Source organism: Ensifer sp. 1H6 (assembly GCF_001976035.1).
GTDB classification, from domain to species: domain Bacteria; phylum Pseudomonadota; class Alphaproteobacteria; order Rhizobiales; family Rhizobiaceae; genus Ensifer; species Ensifer canadensis.
The window spans coordinates 25,915-42,056 of the sequence record NZ_MOAI01000003.1; the positions used below are offsets into that span (position 1 = coordinate 25,915).

A 16,142-nucleotide genomic window follows, 5' to 3' on the forward strand; every position below is an offset into this window, starting at 1 on the left:
TGACGCGTCAAGGACGCTGGCTGACACACCAGTCGCGGCGATCGCGGCGCAGCACGCTTGCGGTGCTGCGCCGTTAGCGTTTTACCACCACTTGGTGGGCGCGAAACGACCGGCTGCCTGCTCGATCACATGGGCGGTCTTGAAGAGGGTCTCTTCCTCGAACGGCTTGCCGATCAGTTGCAGACCAAGCGGCAGGCCCTTGTGATCGACGCCGCCGGGAACGGCGATGCCCGGCAGGCCGGCCATGTTGACCGTCACCGTAAAGATGTCGTTGAGGTACATCTTGACCGGATCCGATGCGAGATCCTCGTCGGCGATGCCGAACGCGGAGGACGGTGTCGCCGGCGTCAGGATCGCGTCGACGCCCGCATGGAAAGCGAGTTCAAAGTCGCGCTTGATCAACGTGCGAACCTTCTGGGCGCGCAGGTAGTAGGCGTCGTAATAGCCGGCAGAAAGCACATAGGTGCCGATCATGATGCGGCGCTTGACCTCCTGGCCGAAGCCGGCTGCGCGGGTCTTCTCGTACATGTCGACGATGTCCTTGCCGTCGACGCGCAGGCCGTAGCGGACGCCATCGTAGCGGGCAAGATTCGAAGACGCTTCGGCCGGAGCGACGATGTAGTAAGCCGGCAGCGCGTATTTGGTGTGCGGAAGCGTGATGTCGACGATCTCGGCACCGGCATCCTTAAGCCAGGCGATACCCTGCTGCCACAGGGCTTCGATCTCTTCCGGCATGCCGTCTACCCGGTATTCGCGCGGAATACCGATCTTCATGCCCTTGATCGACTGTCCGATCGAAGCTTCGTAGTTCGGCACCGGCAGATCGACGGAGGTCGTGTCCTTGGCGTCGACGCTTGCCATCGACTTCAGAAGGATCGCGGCGTCGCGCACGTCACGGGCAATCGGGCCGGCCTGATCGAGCGACGACGCAAAGGCGACGACGCCCCAGCGCGAGCAGCGGCCATAGGTCGGCTTGATGCCGACGGTGCCGGTGAAGGCGGCCGGCTGACGGATGGAGCCACCGGTATCGGTTGCGGTCGCACCGGCGCACAGATGCGCGGCGACGGCAGCGGCCGAGCCGCCCGACGAGCCGCCCGGGACCAGATCGAGGTTGGAGCCCTTGGCGCGCCAGGGGTTCTTCACGGCACCGTAGTAAGAGGTTTCGTTGGAGGAGCCCATGGCGAACTCGTCCATGTTGAGCTTGCCGAGCATCACGGCGCCGTCGTTCCAGAGGTTCTGGGTCACGGTCGATTCGTAGCGCGGGGCGAAACCATCGAGAATGTGGCTGCAGGCCTGCGTGTGCACGCCTTCGGTACCGAACAGATCCTTGATGGCCAGCGGAATGCCTTCGAGCGCGCCGGCCTTGCCGGCCGCGATGCGCGCGTCCGATGCCTTGGCCATTTCGCGCGCCTTGTCCGGCGTGACGGCGATATAGGCATTGATCGCTTCATTGGCGGAATCGATCGCCGCGATATAGGCGTCGGTCAGTTCAACGGCGGTGATTTCCTTGGCGACAAGCTTGGTGCGGGCTTCGGCGATCGTAAGGCTGGTGAGTTCGGTCATGATGAAATCGGACTTTCGCAATCAGGGACGCCGGGCGCAATCAGGGACGCCGGGGCGGCAGGTGGTCGGATTATTCGACGACCTTCGGGACGAGGAAAAAGTTGCGATCGGTATTGGGAGCATTGGCAACGATATCGTCGGCCTTGCTGCCATCGGACACGACGTCAAGGCGCTTCTTCATGTCCATCGGCGTCACCGACGTCATCGGTTCTACGCCATCGACATTCACTTCGGAGAGTTGCTCGACGAAACCAAGGATGCCGTTGATTTCGCCCACCATTCGCGTGGCTTCATCTTCACTGACGGCGATGCGGGCGAGGCGCGCGACGCGCTTCACGGTGGCAAGGTCTACGGACATGGTCGTCTCCGGTATCTGGAACTTTCCCCCGCTATAATGGTGCGCGGCGAGGCGCGCAACGGGGGAATCGCCCGATCGCTCGCCTGCCGCGGTGCTGACGGCCTTCGCCGTCAGACGGTCACTACGCCACCGACGGCCGGTGTTGCCACTTTGGTCGAGGCGCTGTCCATGCCGACGACGAAGTTTTCCGGCGTCTGATCGATGATCGGGAAGGATCCGTAGTGGCAGGGAATGGCGGTCGAGAACTTGAAATAGCGCTGGCAGGCAAGTGCGGCCACGGCGCCTCCCATGGTGAACCGGTCGCCGATTGGAACGAGGCCGATCTCCGGCTGGTGCAATTCCTCTACCAGAGCCATGTCCGAAAAGATGTCCGTGTCGCCCATATGGTAGAGCGTCGGTTCATCCTCGAAATGCAGAACGAGGCCGTTAGCACTGCCGAGCGAATGCGAAACGCCGTCTTCGGTAATCTGTGCCGAAGAATGCAGCGCATTGACGAAAGTGGCGGAAAAGCCGGCGAGATGAATGGTGCCGCCGGTGTTGCCCGGCTCCATCGCCGAAACGCCCTGGCGCCCAAGCCACATGCAGAGATCGAAGTTCGCAACGACCACGGCTCCCGTTTCCTTGGCGATTGCGACGGTGTCGCCGACATGATCGCCATGACCGTGCGTCAGCAGAATATGGGTGAGCCCGGTCGTCACCTCCTTGCGCTCGCTGTCGAGGAAGGCCGGGTTGCCGGTGAAGAAGGGATCGATCAGGATCTTCGACGTTGCCGTTTCGATGTGGAAAGCGGAATGGCCGAGCCATTTGATCTTCATGACATTCTCCCAGATGATTTGCGCCTTGGACCAGCTATATGGAACGGATCGAACACCTGCAAAGATCGAATCGGCAAATCAAATGACAATTCTGACCATCGAAGAGCTCGCGAGCCAGCTTCAGCCCAACCAGGCCATCGCCGGCCTCGATCTCGGCACCAAGACGATCGGCATCTCGGTGTCCGACCTTGGACGCCGGATCGCAACGCCGCGCGAGGTGATCCGGCGGGTCAAATTCGGCATCGATGCGGTGACGCTTCTGGCAGTGGCCGAGAAGGAACGGGTTGCGGCCCTTATCATCGGCCTGCCGGTCAACATGGACGGCAGCGAAGGGCCCCGGTGTCAGGCGACCCGCGCTTTCGTGCGAAACATGGTCGAGAAGACGCCCCTGCCCTTCGTCTACTGGGATGAGCGGCTTTCGACCGTCGCGGCCGAACGGGTGCTGATTGAAATGGACGTATCACGCAAGAAGCGGGCCGAGCGCATCGACTCGGCTGCCGCATCCTTCATTCTTCAAGGGGCGCTCGACAGGCTGGCGTCCCTTGCCAGGGACGGCGCTTCGGCCGACTGAGCGGCCACTGCACCAAAGCAGCGGCGATACCAGACTGCAAGCTCACGACGCTTGCGGAAGGCGATGATGCCGAAAACGATGAAGCTGTCGACAATGATGGCGCGGGCGACGAGCGGCGGAATGCTTTCCGGCGGAATGCCGAGCACGTTGCCGTAGACCTGGAAGACCAGGTCATGGGTCTGGCGCGTCAGCATGAAGAATCCGAAGCTCATGTCGTAGTAGGAAAGGCCGTACCAGGCGGCCAAAAACATGACGGGGCATGCCCACAGGATCAGAAACCACTTCATGCGGCCCCCCTTTCCGATATGCGTCGATAGAACAATGGATAGATCGCGCGGTCTGCCAGTACCAAGGCAAGCAGAACCATTGCGGGAACCACGATATCGAGCGCCAGTCCGGCGAAAAACATCATCATGATGATCAAAAGACCAGTTCTCACCGAACCGCTCCCTTCCGGATCTCTTTGCGTTACCCAACCACTGTCCACGCTCGCCGGCGGTCACGCAATGTAAACCACTTGTTAAGGTTAATTTTCACAGGCTCCTGTCCGACTGCAGCCAGCCCGACCCGCCAAGGCGCTGCAAAGCTTGAAACGCACGGCGCGATTTCGTCTTAAATTGATTCCGGCTCGAGGGATTATGCAGTAACGGTGGGCTCCTCTCCCGCTCAGGCCCCGTCATGATCATCGTCTTTGAAAGTATCCTTCCCATCTTCCTTCTGGTGCTGCTCGGCGCATGGCTGAAACGCACGACGCTGGTCGATCAGAACCTTTGGCTGGGCCTCGAACAGTTCGGCTATTACATTCTCTTCCCCGCCCTCTTGTTCTCCACGCTGGCCCAGGCCGATTTTTCCGGCATGAAGGCGGACGCCACGGCGATCGCCACGATCGGCAGTGTCAGCCTGATGTCGATCTTTGTCCTCTTCCTCTGGCCGCTGTTTCGAAACAGAGAGGTTTCGGGCGCCTCCTTCACCTCGGTCTTCCAGACGGCGACGCGGTGGAACGGCTTCATGGCACTGGCGATCGCACAGAAACTCTATGGACCGATCGGGCTGACGCTGACGGCGCTGGTGATGACCCTCGTGATCATCCCGATCAATCTCTACAACGTCGGCGTGCTGGTTTGGTTCGGGGGCGGCAACCGGGATTTCCGGCGTTTCTTTGCCAAGATCGCTACCAATCCGTTAATCGTCGCATCGGTGCTGGGCATCGTGTTCAACCGGATGGGCATAACTGTCTACGGGCCGGTGATGACGACCATCGACATGCTGGCAAGCGCCTCGCTCAGCCTCGGGCTCGTTATGGTCGGTGCCGGATTGCGGGTGTCGGACGCACTGAAGCCGAGTGGATCGGCGATGTTGGCAGTCTTCCTGAAGCTGATCATGATGCCGGTGTTCATGGTGGGTGCCAGCTTCCTGCTCGGCATCCGCGGCGATGCGTTGTGCGTCATTGCGCTCGGCGCTGCCGTTCCGACCGCGATGAACGGCTATCTGCTCGCCAAACAGATGGGCGGCGACGCAGAGCTCTACGCGGCGGTGGCGACGGTTCAGACCGTCGTCTCCTTCTTCACGATCCCGCTGGTGCTGTCGGTGACCGCCTATGTGGCGGCCGGATAGAGCAGGTCGAGGATGTAGGCCGAATCGAAGCGCGAATCGAGCATGCCGTAGGTGGACCGCCAGCCGGCGGCAAGGCGCGATTCGAGGAAGGCGTCGGCGATGCGGCCGGCCCCGAGCCGATAGAGTTCGGCAGCCGCCGCTGCCAGAGCCAGTTGCTCGACCAGCATGCGGGCGGCCCCTTCGTCGCGCTCGCAGAGCGACATCGCCGCACGCAGCACGTCGATCGTCTTGCGACCGGCAGGCCCGAGATCGCGGCTCAGCACGGCAAACAGCTGTTCGAAGAGATCCTTGCGCTTAAGCAGAACGCGAAGCACATCCAGCGCCATGACGTTGCCCGAGCCTTCCCAGATCGCGTTGACCGGCGCCTCGCGATAATGCCGCGCCAGCGCCCGCTCTTCGACGTAGCCGTTGCCACCGAGGCATTCCATCGCTTCATAGATCAGCGCCGGGGCGATCTTGCAGCACCAGTATTTTGCGACCGGCGTCATGATGCGCGCATAGGCCGCCTCTTCGGCACTGCCGTGCGCCTTGTCGAAGGCATCGGCGAGGCGGAACGACAGGGCACTGGCGGCGGCGACGTCGAGCGCCATATCGGCGAGGACCCGGGTCATCATCGGCTGGCCGACGAGCGGCTTGCCGAAAACCTTGCGGCCACGCGTGTGGTGGACGGCCTCGGCGAGCGATGCCCGCATGATGCCGGCGGACGCCAGCGCGCAATCGAGACGCGTCAGCGTCACCATGTCGAGAATAGTGCGGATACCGGCATCGGGCGCGCCGAGCACGAAACCGAATGTGTCGGAAAACTCGACTTCGGAGGATGCGTTGGAGCGGTTGCCGAGCTTGTCCTTCAGGCGTTGGAAGCGCAGGCCGTTGGCGCTCCCGTCTTCAAGCAGCCTCGGTACAAGGAAGCAGCCGAGCCCGTCGCGGGTCTGCGCCAGCATGACGAAGGCGTCGCTCATCGGCGCCGACATGAACCACTTGTGGCCGTTCAGGCGGTAGATACCCTCGCCGACACGCTCTGCGGTCGAAGTGTTGGCGCGCACATCGGTGCCGCCCTGCTTTTCCGTCATGCCCATGCCGACGGTAACGGCAGACTTCTGCATCCACGGCTTGTTGGACGAATCGTATTTGCGCGACAGGATCTTCGGCGCCCATTCCTTCTGCACGGCGGGCGAGGCGGTGATCGCGGCAAGCGATGCACTTGTCATCGTCAGCGGGCAAAGATGGCCGCATTCCAGCTGGGCCGTCAGGTAGAAACGGATCGCCCGCGTCTTGTGCGACTGATTGCGCTCGTCAGGCAGGTTCTCCCAGGCGGATGCGTGCAGGCCCGAGGTCATGGAGCGTCGCATCAGCGCATGCCAGGCCGGATGGAACTCGACGACATCGAGGCGCTCGCCGCGTGGGCCATGCGTCTTCAGCTTCGGTACGCCTTCGTTCGCCATGCGCGCGAGTTCCTGCGCCTCCGGCGAGGTCACGTAGCGCCCGAGCGTACCGAACTCGTCGCGCAGGGCCTTCGGCATGCCCGACGTGATGTCCACGACCAGCGGATCGGAACGATAGGCATTGATGCCGGACCAGGGCTTGGGCTGGTTCAGCTCGGCGAGTTTCTGTTCGGTCCGGTTCATCTGATTCATGGGCCGGTTCTAGCGCAACTTTGCCGACCACGAAACGGGGCCAGGGAAAGATAGGATGCCGCACCCAAGTTTTCTGCGGAAGGGCCCGCGCAACGCTTGCCGTGCCGGGGGTCACGTCTTATAGAGCGAGCCACATTCCAGAGCGCAAGGGCGGCCCATGACCACTTTCCCGCATCGCCACCTGCTCGGCATCAAAGGTCTTACGGAGCAGGATATCACCTACCTGCTCGATCGTGCCGATGAAGCCGTCAAGATCTCCCGTCAGAGAGAGAAGAAGACGTCCACCCTTCGAGGGATGACGCAGATCAATCTCTTCTTTGAAGCGTCCACCAGGACGCAATCCTCCTTCGAGCTAGCGGGCAAACGGCTCGGCGCCGACGTGATGAACATGTCGGTCGGCAACTCGTCGGTGAAAAAGGGCGAAACGCTGATCGATACGGCGATGACGCTCAACGCCATGCACCCCGACGTGCTGGTCGTGCGCCATTCGTCCGCGGGTGCGGCCGCACTTCTGGCCCACAAGGTTTCCTGCTCCGTGGTCAATGCCGGCGATGGCCAGCACGAACATCCGACCCAGGCCCTGCTCGATGCACTGACGATCCGCCGCATCAAGGGCAAGCTCTCGCGCATCATCGTGGCGATCTGCGGCGACGTGCTGCATTCGCGTGTCGCCCGCTCCAACATCCTTCTGCTCAACCAGATGGGCGCGAGGGTGCGGGTCGTCGCACCGGCAACGCTGCTTCCCTCTGGGATCGCCGACATGGGCGTTGAGGTCTACCACTCGATGGCCGAGGGACTGAAGGATGCAGATGTGGTGATGATGCTGCGCCTGCAGCGCGAGCGCATGGCCGGCTCCTTCGTGCCTTCGGTGCGCGAATATTTCCACTACTACGGCCTCGATGCCGAAAAGCTCAAGGCAGCCAAGGACGACGCGCTCGTCATGCACCCGGGCCCAATGAACCGCGGCGTCGAGATCGCGTCCGAAATCGCCGATGGGCCGCAGAGCGTAATCGAGCAGCAGGTTGAAATGGGTGTCGCCGTGCGCATGGCGGTGATGGAAACGCTTCTTCTTTCGCAGAACCAGGGGCCGCGCGTATGACCAGACCGCTCGTTCTTAGGAACCTTCGCATCGTCGATCCGTCCCGCAACCTCGACGAAACCGGCACGATCATCGTCGGTGATGATGGCCGTATCCTGGCCGCAGGCAAGGATGCCCTCAATCAGGGAACGCCTGTTGGCGCCTTCGTCAAGGATTGCGACGGACTAACGGCCGTTCCGGGCCTCGTCGACGCGCGCGTCTTCGTCGGCGAGCCGGGCGCCGAGCACCGCGAAACGATCGAATCGGCCTCGCGCGCAGCAGCCGTCGGCGGTGTGACCTCCTTCATTTCGATGCCGGACACGGATCCTGTCATCGACGACATCGCGCTTGTCGAATTCATGCAGAAGACGGCCCGCGACAAGGCGCTCGTCAATGTCTATCCGGCGGCCGCGATGACCAAGGGTCTCGCCGGCGAAGAGATGACCGAGTTCGGTCTGCTGCGGGAGGCAGGTGCGGTCTGCTTCACCAACGGACGCAAGGCGATTCACGATACGCTGATGCTGCGCCGCGCCATGACCTATGCCCGCGAGTTCGGCGCGGTGATCGCGCTCGAAACGCGCGACAAGTATCTCGGCGCCAACGGCGTGATGAACGAGGGCCTGCTTGCCAGCTGGCTCGGTCTTGCCGGTGTGCCGCGCGAGGCGGAAATCATCCCGCTCGAGCGCGACCTGCGTATCGCCGGCCTCACCAAGGCCGCCTACCACGCCGCCAACATCTCGGTTCCCGAATCCGCCGAAGCCGTTCTGACCGCCCGCAACCGCGGCGCCAACGTCACCTGCGGCATCTCTATCAACCATCTGACGCTCAACGAGAACGACATCGGTGAATACCGGACCTTCTTCAAGCTCTCGCCGCCGCTGCGCCGCGAGGACGACCGCGTCGCGATGGCGGAAGCTCTTGCCAACGGCACCATCGACATCATCGTTTCCTCGCATGATCCGCAGGATGTCGACACCAAGCGCCTGCCCTTCTCCGACGCGGAAAATGGCGCGATCGGGCTCGAGACGATGCTAGCCGCAGCGCTTCGCCTGCATAACAGCGGCCAGGTTCCGCTGATGCGCCTCATCGACGCGATGTCGACGCGTCCGGCGGCGATCTTCGGGCTTGATGCCGGCTCGCTGAAGCCGGGTGCCAAGGCCGACATCACCGTCATCGATCTCGAAGAGCCTTGGGTCCTCTACAAGGAAGCGATCGTTTCACGATCGAAGAACACGCCATTCGAAAATGCGCGCTTTACCGGACGGGTTGTGCAAACCTATGTTGCCGGCAAGCTTGTGCATTCGGCATAAGCGACAGCAGTCGCGCGGGAGGAATCGGTGGATCTTTTTTCCTGGCAGCTTGGACTGCCTTCGACAGCCTTGAGCCTTGCCTTCGGCTATCTGCTCGGCTCGATCCCCTTCGGGCTGATCCTGACCCGCATGGCCGGCCTCGGTGACGTTCGCAAGATCGGCTCGGGCAATATCGGCGCCACCAATGTCCTGCGAACCGGCAACAAGAAGCTTGCCGCGGCAACCCTGCTGCTTGACGCCCTGAAAGGCACGGCGGCAGCCGCTATCGCATCGCTTTGGGGTGTCGAAGCCGGTATCGCCGCAGGTCTTGCCGCCTTCCTCGGCCATCTCTACCCGGTCTGGCTCGGCTTCAAGGGCGGCAAGGGCGTCGCTACCTATATCGGCGTGCTGCTGGGCCTCGTGCCCTGGATGGTTCTCGTCTTTGCGGCGATCTGGCTGGCGATGGCGAAAATTAGCCGTTACTCTTCGCTATCGGCGCTGGTTGCAACTGCAGTCATTCCGGTTGTACTCTACCTGACAGGACACGAGAAAGTCGCCCTGCTGTTTGCGGTCATGACCCTGATTACATGGGTGAAACATCGCGCCAATATCCAGCGGCTCATCGCGGGCACCGAAAGCAGGATCGGAGACAAGGGATAATGTTGAACGTCAGTGCAAAGCGAACCGGAGTTGCACTGACCGAACGACAGAAGATTTCCTGGCTGCGGCTGATCCGCAGCGATAATGTCGGCCCCGTAACGTTCCGCGATCTCATCAATCACTTCGGCACGGCTGACGCCGCACTTGACGCCTTGCCCGAACTATCGCGGCGCGGCGCCGGGGCGCGGACGTTCCGCGTCGCCACTATCGCCGAAGCGGAACGGGAGCTCGAAATAGCGCACCGCTTCGGCGCGACCTTCGTCGGTATCGGCGAACCAAATTATCCTTTCGCCCTTCGCCAGATCGATGGCGCTCCACCGCTTCTGGCGGTCAAAGGCAACCTCGACGCCGCGGCACGATCGTCTCTCGGCATCGTCGGCTCGCGCAACGCCTCGGTCAGCGGTGCCAAGTTCGCAGCGATGATCGCGCGCGATGCCGGTCGTGCCGGTTATGTGATCACGTCAGGGCTGGCGCGCGGCATCGACACCGCCGCCCATCGAGCAAGCCTGGAAAGCGGAACGATCGCGGTGCTTGCGGGCGGTATCGACCGACCCTATCCACCGGAAAATGTCGGGCTGCTCAACGATATCATGTCAGGCCAGGGCCTGGCCGTGAGCGAAATGCCGTTCGGCTGGGAGCCGCGGGCTCGCGATTTCCCGAGGCGCAACCGTCTGATCGCCGGCATCAGTCTCGGCGTGGCGATCGTCGAGGCAGCCAACCGCTCGGGCTCACTGATCACGGCCCGCTACGCCGCCGATTTCGGCCGACTGGTATTTGCCGTTCCCGGCTCGCCGCTCGACCCACGCTGCCACGGAACCAATGATCTGCTCAAACAGGGCGCGATCGTCACGACGACGTCGGACGATGTTCTCGACGCCCTTGCGCCTCTCAGCCAATACAGGCTGCCCTTGGCGGCAGGGGCCGAAGAGCCCGGCCATGCAGCCCCGTCGAGACAGCCGGTGCCGCTCGCTGACGGCGACCGGGCAACGATCATCGACGCGCTCGGCCCGACACCGGCCGAAATCGACGATGTCATCCGCCACACTGGACAGCCTGCAGCGGAAGTCTACCTCGTGCTGCTCGAGCTTGACCTTGCCGGACGCCTCAGCCGCCATGCTGGCGGACTGGTGTCGCTCAATGCGGAGCAATAAAACTTCTTGTTTGCGCACGATCCAGTCGGCAACCGGCAACACAAAAGCACATTCGCAGATACGAAGAAAACACGAGCGACTCAATCGGAAAGAGATATAATTATCTATTCTCGCAATGGCTGCATAACGCAGCCCTGTCGCTATTTTGAATGAAACCCCTTGACCCCGCTCGAATCCCTGTCCATTTCGGGGCATCGATATTCGGCGATGCTCAGTGCAAACCGCGCTGACGCAGGACCAAACCCGGTTGTCTCAGAAAAATGACGATGAATGTTGTAGTGGTGGAATCGCCTTCGAAGGCAAAGACGATCAACAAGTACCTCGGCCCAGGCTACAAGGTTCTTGCCTCGTTCGGCCATGTGCGGGATCTGCCTGCCAAGGACGGCTCGGTTCGTCCCGACGAAGATTTTGAGATGTCCTGGGAGGTCGACGCCGCGTCGGCCAAACGCATGAAGGATATTGCCGATGCCGTGAAGGCAGCGGACGGCCTCATCCTCGCGACCGACCCGGATCGCGAAGGCGAAGCGATCTCCTGGCATGTGCTCGATCTTCTCAGGAAGAAAAAGGTGTTGGGTGACAAGCCGGTCAAGCGTGTGGCCTTCAACGCCATCACCAAGAAGGCCGTGCTTGACGCGATCGCCCATCCGCGTGACCTCGATATTCCGCTTGTTGATGCGTATCTGGCGCGCCGTGCACTCGACTATCTCGTCGGCTTCAACCTGTCGCCGGTACTTTGGCGTAAGCTCCCCGGCGCCCGCTCTGCCGGCCGCGTTCAGTCCGTCACGCTGCGGCTGGTCTGCGATCGCGAAGCGGAAATCGAACGGTTCATCTCCGAAGAATACTGGAACCTGTCGGCGCTCTTGAAGACGCCGCGCGGTGACGAGTTCGAGGCACGGCTCGTTTCGGCGGACGGAAAGCGACTGGCTCCACGTGCGGTCGGCAACGGCGAGGAAGCCAACCGGCTAAAGACCCTGCTCGATGGCGCAACCTATGTCGTCGACAGCATCGAGGCAAAGCCGGTCAAGCGGAACCCCTCGCCGCCATTCACCACTTCGACGCTACAGCAGGCTGCGTCATCGAAGCTCGGCTTCTCCGCCTCCCGCACCATGCAGGTTGCGCAGAAGCTCTATGAAGGTGTTGATATCGGCGGCGAAACCGTCGGTCTGATCACCTACATGCGTACCGACGGTGTGCAGATGGCGCCCGAATCGATCGAGGCCGCACGTGAGGCGATCGGCAGCCAGTTCGGCAACCGCTACCTGCCGGAAAAGCCACGCCTCTACTCTACCAAGGCGAAAAACGCCCAGGAAGCGCACGAGGCCATTCGCCCGACCGACTTCAACCGGACGCCCGACCAGGTCCGCCGCTTCCTCGACGGCGATATGCTGAAGCTTTACGATCTTGTCTGGAAGCGCGGCATCGCCAGCCAGATGGCGTCTGCCGAGATCGAACGTACGACCGCCGAGATTACCGCCGATAACGGTGGCAACAAGGCTGGCCTGCGCGCCACCGGTTCGGTCATTCGTTTCGACGGCTTCATCGCCGCCTATACGGACGCCAAGGAAGACGGCGAGCAGACCGATGACGGCGACGAAGATGGTCGCCTGCCGGAGATCAACGCGCGCGAAAGCCTGGCAAAGCAGAAGATCAATGCTTCGCAGCATTTCACCGAGCCGCCGCCGCGCTACTCGGAAGCAACGCTGATCAAGAAGATGGAAGAGCTCGGCATCGGCCGTCCATCGACCTATGCCGCGACGGTAACGACGCTGCTCGACCGCGACTACATCACCAACGACAAGCGCAAGCTCGTGCCCCAGGCCAAGGGACGGCTCGTCACGGCGTTTCTCGAAAGCTTCTTCACGCGCTACGTCGGGTACGACTTCACGGCGTCGCTCGAAGAAAAGCTCGACCAGGTCTCGGCTGGCGAGGTCAACTGGAAGGACGTTCTTCGCGACTTCTGGAAGGATTTCTTCGCGCAGATCGAGGAAACCAAGGAACTGCGCGTAACCAACGTGCTCGACGCGCTGAACGAGGAACTGGCACCGCTGGTGTTCCCCAAGCGCGAAGACGGCAGCGATCCGCGCATCTGCCAGGTTTGCGGCACCGGCAAGCTGTCGCTGAAACTCGGCAAGTACGGCGCCTTCGTCGGCTGCTCGAACTACCCCGAGTGCAACTTCACCCGCCAGCTTTCGTCCGACGGCAACAGCGATGCCGAGGCTTCGGTCTCGAACGAGCCGCAGGCGCTCGGCAAGGATCCGCACACCGGCGAGGAAATCACGCTGCGCAGCGGCCGTTTCGGTCCCTATGTCCAGCGCGGCGACGGCAAGGAAGCCAAGCGTTCGAGCCTGCCCAAGGGCTGGACGCCATCCTTCATCGACCATGAGAAGGCCGTCGCCCTGCTCTCGCTGCCGCGCGATATCGGCGCGCACCCCGAAACCGGCAAGATGATCTCGTCGGGTCTTGGCCGCTACGGACCCTTCGTGCTGCATGACGGCACCTATGCGAACCTCGAATCGATCGAAGACGTCTTCTCGATCGGTCTGAACCGCGCCGTTTCCGTGATTGCCGACAAGCAATCCAAGGCCGGTGCCGGTCGTGGCCGTGGCGCCGCGGTCGCGCTGAAGGAACTGGGCGACCATACGGAAGGCGGCGCAATCACCGTCCGCGACGGCCGCTACGGGCCCTATGTCAACTGGGGCAAGATCAACGCGACTTGCCGCAAGGCAAGGATCCGCAATCGGTAACGGTCGAAGAGGCGCTCGCCCTCATTGCCGAGCGTGCAGCCAAGAGCGGCACCGGCAAGGGCAAGGCGACGAAGGCAAAGACGACGAAGTCTTCCAAGGCTGCGACAGACGGCGCCACCAAGAAGACGACCAAGGCCAAGGCGCCTGCCAAGGCAAAACCAAAGACGGCCGCGAAGGCCAAGAAGGACTGACCTTGACCAGAATACCGCGCGACCCGACCGAAAGATCCGGAAAAGGCTCCGGCAGGAAAGAGGGCCGCGCGGCAAAGGCCGCGCCGGCGTCGGAGAAAACCTCGATCATCCACGGTGCGGTTCCCCCGCGCGATGTGCTGATGCGCTTCATCGCCGAGAATCCGGAACGCGCCTCCAAGCGAGAAATTGCCAAAGCATTCGGTCTCAAGGGCGACACGCGCGTCGAACTCAAGGCGCTGCTGCGTTCGTTGGAAGCAGACGGGCTGGTCGAGAAGAAGCGCAAGTCGCTCGTGCGTCCGGGCGCCCTTCCCCCGGTTACCGTGCTCGATATCACCATGCGCGACGTTGACGGCGAACTGATCGGCCGCCCGGCCGAATGGCTGGATGACGATGGCGTCGCACCGGCAGTGCTGATCAAGCAGTCGACTGTCGGCAAGGACAAGGGCAAGACGCCGGTCGGCGGCCTCGGCGACCGCGTGCTTGCAAAGATCTTCCCGGCCAAGGACCGTGGCGGCCCAGCCTATACCGCACGCATCATCAAGGTGCTCGACAAGCGCCGGGACGCCGTCCTCGGCGTCTTCCGCGCCACGCCGGGTGGCGGCGGGCGCCTGATGCCGATCGAAAAGCGCGGCGAGGAAATCCTTGTTGATCCGGACTTCGTCGGCGACGCCAAGGACGGCGATCTCATCGAAGTCCAACTGACGCGCCTTGGCCGCTACGGCCTGCCGCGCGCTCAGGTTCAAAACGTCGTCGGTTCGGTCGCTTCGGAAAAGGCGATCTCGATGATCGCCATCTATGCCCACGGCATCCCGCACGTCTTTCCGGAACGCGCTCTGAACGAAGCGGAAGACGCCGGCCCGGCCACCATGGCGCATCGGGAAGACTGGCGCTCGCTGCCGCTGATCACCATCGACCCGGCCGATGCGAAGGACCACGACGATGCTGTTCACGCGGAGCCGGACCCGTCGGAGGACAATCCGGGCGGCGTCATCGTCACCGTCGCGATTGCCGACGTCTCCTGGTACGTCCGGCCGAAATCGGCACTTGACCTCGAAGCGTTGAAGCGCGGCAACTCGGTCTATTTCCCGGACCGAGTCGTTCCGATGCTGCCGGAGCGGATCTCCAACGACCTCTGCTCGCTCAAGGAAGGCGTCGACCGGCCGGCGCTCGCCGTGCGCATGCGCTTTTCCAAGGAGGGCCGCAAGGCGGGCCACACCTTCCATCGCATCATGATGAAGAGCGCGGCCAAGCTTTCCTACCAGCAGGCCCAGGCCGCCATTGACGGCAATCCCGACGACAAGACCGGCCCGATCCTCGACACGATCCTGAAGCCGCTGTGGGAGGCCTATCGCACGCTCACGCGCGGTCGTGACCGCCGCCAGCCGCTCGAGTTGAACATGCCCGAGCGCAAGATCATCTTGAAGCCCGACGGCACCGTCGATCGCGTCTTCGTGCCGGACCGCCTCGACGCGCACAAGCTGATCGAAGAAATGATGATCCAGGCGAACGTCGCCGCCGCCGAGACGCTCGAGCAGAAGCGCCAGGTGCTGATCTACCGGGTGCACGACCAGCCGTCGCTGGCCAAGCAGGAGAGCCTGCGCGAGTTCCTGGCCACGCTCGACATCGCGCTGGTCAAGGGCGGCAACATGCGCTCGAACCACTTCAACGGCATCCTGTCCAAGGCCGAAGGCAAGCCGTTCGAAACCATGGTCAACGAGATGGTGCTGCGCTCCCAGAGCCAGGCGATCTACAGCCCTGAGAACATCGGCCATTTCGGCCTCAACCTGTTGAAATATGCGCATTTCACTTCGCCGATCCGGCGCTACGCCGATCTGATCGTGCACCGAGCGCTGGTCGCCTCGCTCGGTCTTGGCGAAGGCGGTCTCACGCCGCAGGAAGAGGCGGTGCTCGACGATATCGCCGCTGAGATCTCGACCTTCGAGCGCCGGGCCATGGCCGCCGAGCGCGATACTGTCGACCGGCTGATCGCCCATCATCTGAACGGCCGCATCGGCGAGGAATTCGAAGGCCGTGTTGCCGGCGTCACCAAGGCGGGACTTTTTGTCACCCTGCCGGCCTATGGCGCCAACGGGTTCGTACCTATATCTACGCTCGGACGAGACTACTTCATCTATGATGAAGCGCATCAGGCCCTTTCCGGCGAAAAGACCGGTCTCGGCTTTCGTCTCGGCGATCAGGTGCAGGTCAAATTGGTCGAAGCCGTACCGCTTGCCGGCGCGCTTCGCTTCGAGATGATCAGCGAAGGACGGAAAATGCCGACCGCCACGCGCTCCTTCCACAAATCGGGGCGTCGTGATCGCTCGAGCCCGCGCAAGACGCCGGGTACACGACCGCCGCGCGGAAAGCGCTAGAGCATGTCGCGCAAAAGTGTTCATCGCTTTTGCGATGACGGCATGCGCAAAAACAAGAGCTTAAAGCGCAGCAAGCGGATCTGAAAGATCGCGATGCGCTTT

General features: G+C 62.5%; 15 protein-coding genes. 9 read left to right on the forward strand and 6 right to left on the reverse strand.

Annotation, left to right across the window (positions count from 1 at the left end; all coding sequences use genetic code 11):
* Positions 1–81 precede the first annotated feature (81 nt).
* The 3 genes from gatA to BKP54_RS04650 all read right to left on the reverse strand — a co-directional run bounded on the left by gatA (position 82) and on the right by BKP54_RS04650 (position 2,736).
* On the reverse strand, positions 82–1,563 hold the full coding sequence (gatA, locus tag BKP54_RS04640) for an Asp-tRNA(Asn)/Glu-tRNA(Gln) amidotransferase subunit GatA (protein WP_084814298.1): 1,482 nt from the start codon (positions 1,561–1,563) through the stop codon (positions 82–84).
* Between the two features lie 70 nt (positions 1,564–1,633).
* Positions 1,634–1,921, reverse strand: coding sequence for an Asp-tRNA(Asn)/Glu-tRNA(Gln) amidotransferase subunit GatC (gene gatC, locus BKP54_RS04645; protein WP_025426625.1), 288 nt, complete (start codon positions 1,919–1,921; stop codon positions 1,634–1,636).
* A gap of 110 nt (positions 1,922–2,031) precedes the next feature.
* Positions 2,032–2,736 (reverse strand): metal-dependent hydrolase, encoded by a 705-nt coding sequence (locus BKP54_RS04650; protein ID WP_025426624.1) that lies wholly within the window; start codon positions 2,734–2,736, stop codon positions 2,032–2,034.
* An 82-nt stretch (positions 2,737–2,818) separates the two neighbouring features.
* Between BKP54_RS04650 and ruvX the strand changes: the two genes are divergently transcribed.
* Positions 2,819–3,307 carry a Holliday junction resolvase RuvX gene (gene ruvX / locus BKP54_RS04655; RefSeq protein WP_025426623.1) on the forward strand — a complete coding sequence of 163 codons (489 nt, stop codon included), beginning with the start codon at positions 2,819–2,821 and terminating at the stop codon, positions 3,305–3,307.
* On the opposite strand, the gene BKP54_RS04660 is transcribed toward ruvX, so the two are convergent.
* Positions 3,250–3,594: a DUF6105 family protein gene (locus BKP54_RS04660; protein ID WP_025426622.1), complete on the reverse strand. Its 345-nt coding sequence runs from the start codon at positions 3,592–3,594 to the stop codon at positions 3,250–3,252. The genes ruvX and BKP54_RS04660 overlap by 58 nt on opposite strands.
* The gene (locus BKP54_RS35755) at positions 3,591–3,746 is read right to left on the reverse strand and encodes a hypothetical protein (RefSeq protein WP_156407888.1); all 156 of its coding nucleotides are present in this window, start codon (positions 3,744–3,746) and stop codon (positions 3,591–3,593) included. Before BKP54_RS35755 ends, BKP54_RS04660 begins: the two co-directional genes overlap by 4 nt.
* Before the next feature lie 239 nt (positions 3,747–3,985).
* On the opposite strand from BKP54_RS35755, the gene BKP54_RS04665 reads away from it, so the two are divergent.
* Positions 3,986–4,921, forward strand: coding sequence for an AEC family transporter (locus BKP54_RS04665; protein WP_025426621.1), 936 nt, complete (start codon positions 3,986–3,988; stop codon positions 4,919–4,921).
* On the opposite strand, the gene BKP54_RS04670 is transcribed toward BKP54_RS04665, so the two are convergent.
* Positions 4,903–6,555 carry an acyl-CoA dehydrogenase family protein gene (locus BKP54_RS04670; RefSeq protein ID WP_025426620.1) on the reverse strand — a complete coding sequence of 551 codons (1,653 nt, stop codon included), beginning with the start codon at positions 6,553–6,555 and terminating at the stop codon, positions 4,903–4,905. The two genes, BKP54_RS04665 and BKP54_RS04670, sit on opposite strands and share 19 nt — an antisense overlap.
* 157 nt (positions 6,556–6,712) lie before the next feature.
* On the opposite strand from BKP54_RS04670, the gene BKP54_RS04675 reads away from it, so the two are divergent.
* The 7 genes from BKP54_RS04675 to rnr all read left to right on the forward strand — a co-directional run bounded on the left by BKP54_RS04675 (position 6,713) and on the right by rnr (position 16,040).
* Positions 6,713–7,654 carry an aspartate carbamoyltransferase catalytic subunit gene (locus BKP54_RS04675; RefSeq protein WP_025426619.1) on the forward strand — a complete coding sequence of 314 codons (942 nt, stop codon included), beginning with the start codon at positions 6,713–6,715 and terminating at the stop codon, positions 7,652–7,654.
* Complete coding sequence (locus BKP54_RS04680) at positions 7,651–8,943, forward strand: dihydroorotase (protein ID WP_025426618.1); 1,293 nt, start codon at positions 7,651–7,653, stop codon at positions 8,941–8,943. The genes BKP54_RS04675 and BKP54_RS04680 overlap by 4 nt, the downstream gene beginning before the upstream one ends.
* A 27-nt stretch (positions 8,944–8,970) precedes the next feature.
* Complete coding sequence (gene plsY / locus BKP54_RS04685) at positions 8,971–9,582, forward strand: glycerol-3-phosphate 1-O-acyltransferase PlsY (protein WP_025426617.1); 612 nt, start codon at positions 8,971–8,973, stop codon at positions 9,580–9,582.
* Positions 9,582–10,733 (forward strand): DNA-processing protein DprA, encoded by a 1,152-nt coding sequence (gene dprA / locus BKP54_RS04690; protein WP_057226514.1) that lies wholly within the window; start codon positions 9,582–9,584, stop codon positions 10,731–10,733. The genes plsY and dprA overlap by 1 nt, the downstream gene beginning before the upstream one ends.
* Before the next feature lie 266 nt (positions 10,734–10,999).
* Positions 11,000–13,477, forward strand: a complete 2,478-nt coding sequence (gene topA, locus BKP54_RS04695) for a type I DNA topoisomerase (RefSeq protein WP_245317805.1) — start codon at positions 11,000–11,002, stop codon at positions 13,475–13,477.
* On the forward strand, positions 13,426–13,668 hold the full coding sequence (locus BKP54_RS36385) for a topoisomerase C-terminal repeat-containing protein (protein ID WP_245317806.1): 243 nt from the start codon (positions 13,426–13,428) through the stop codon (positions 13,666–13,668). The genes topA and BKP54_RS36385 overlap by 52 nt, the downstream gene beginning before the upstream one ends.
* Positions 13,669–13,670: 2 nt before the next feature.
* On the forward strand, positions 13,671–16,040 hold the full coding sequence (gene rnr / locus BKP54_RS04700) for a ribonuclease R (protein ID WP_025426615.1): 2,370 nt from the start codon (positions 13,671–13,673) through the stop codon (positions 16,038–16,040).
* Positions 16,041–16,142 lie beyond the last annotated feature (102 nt).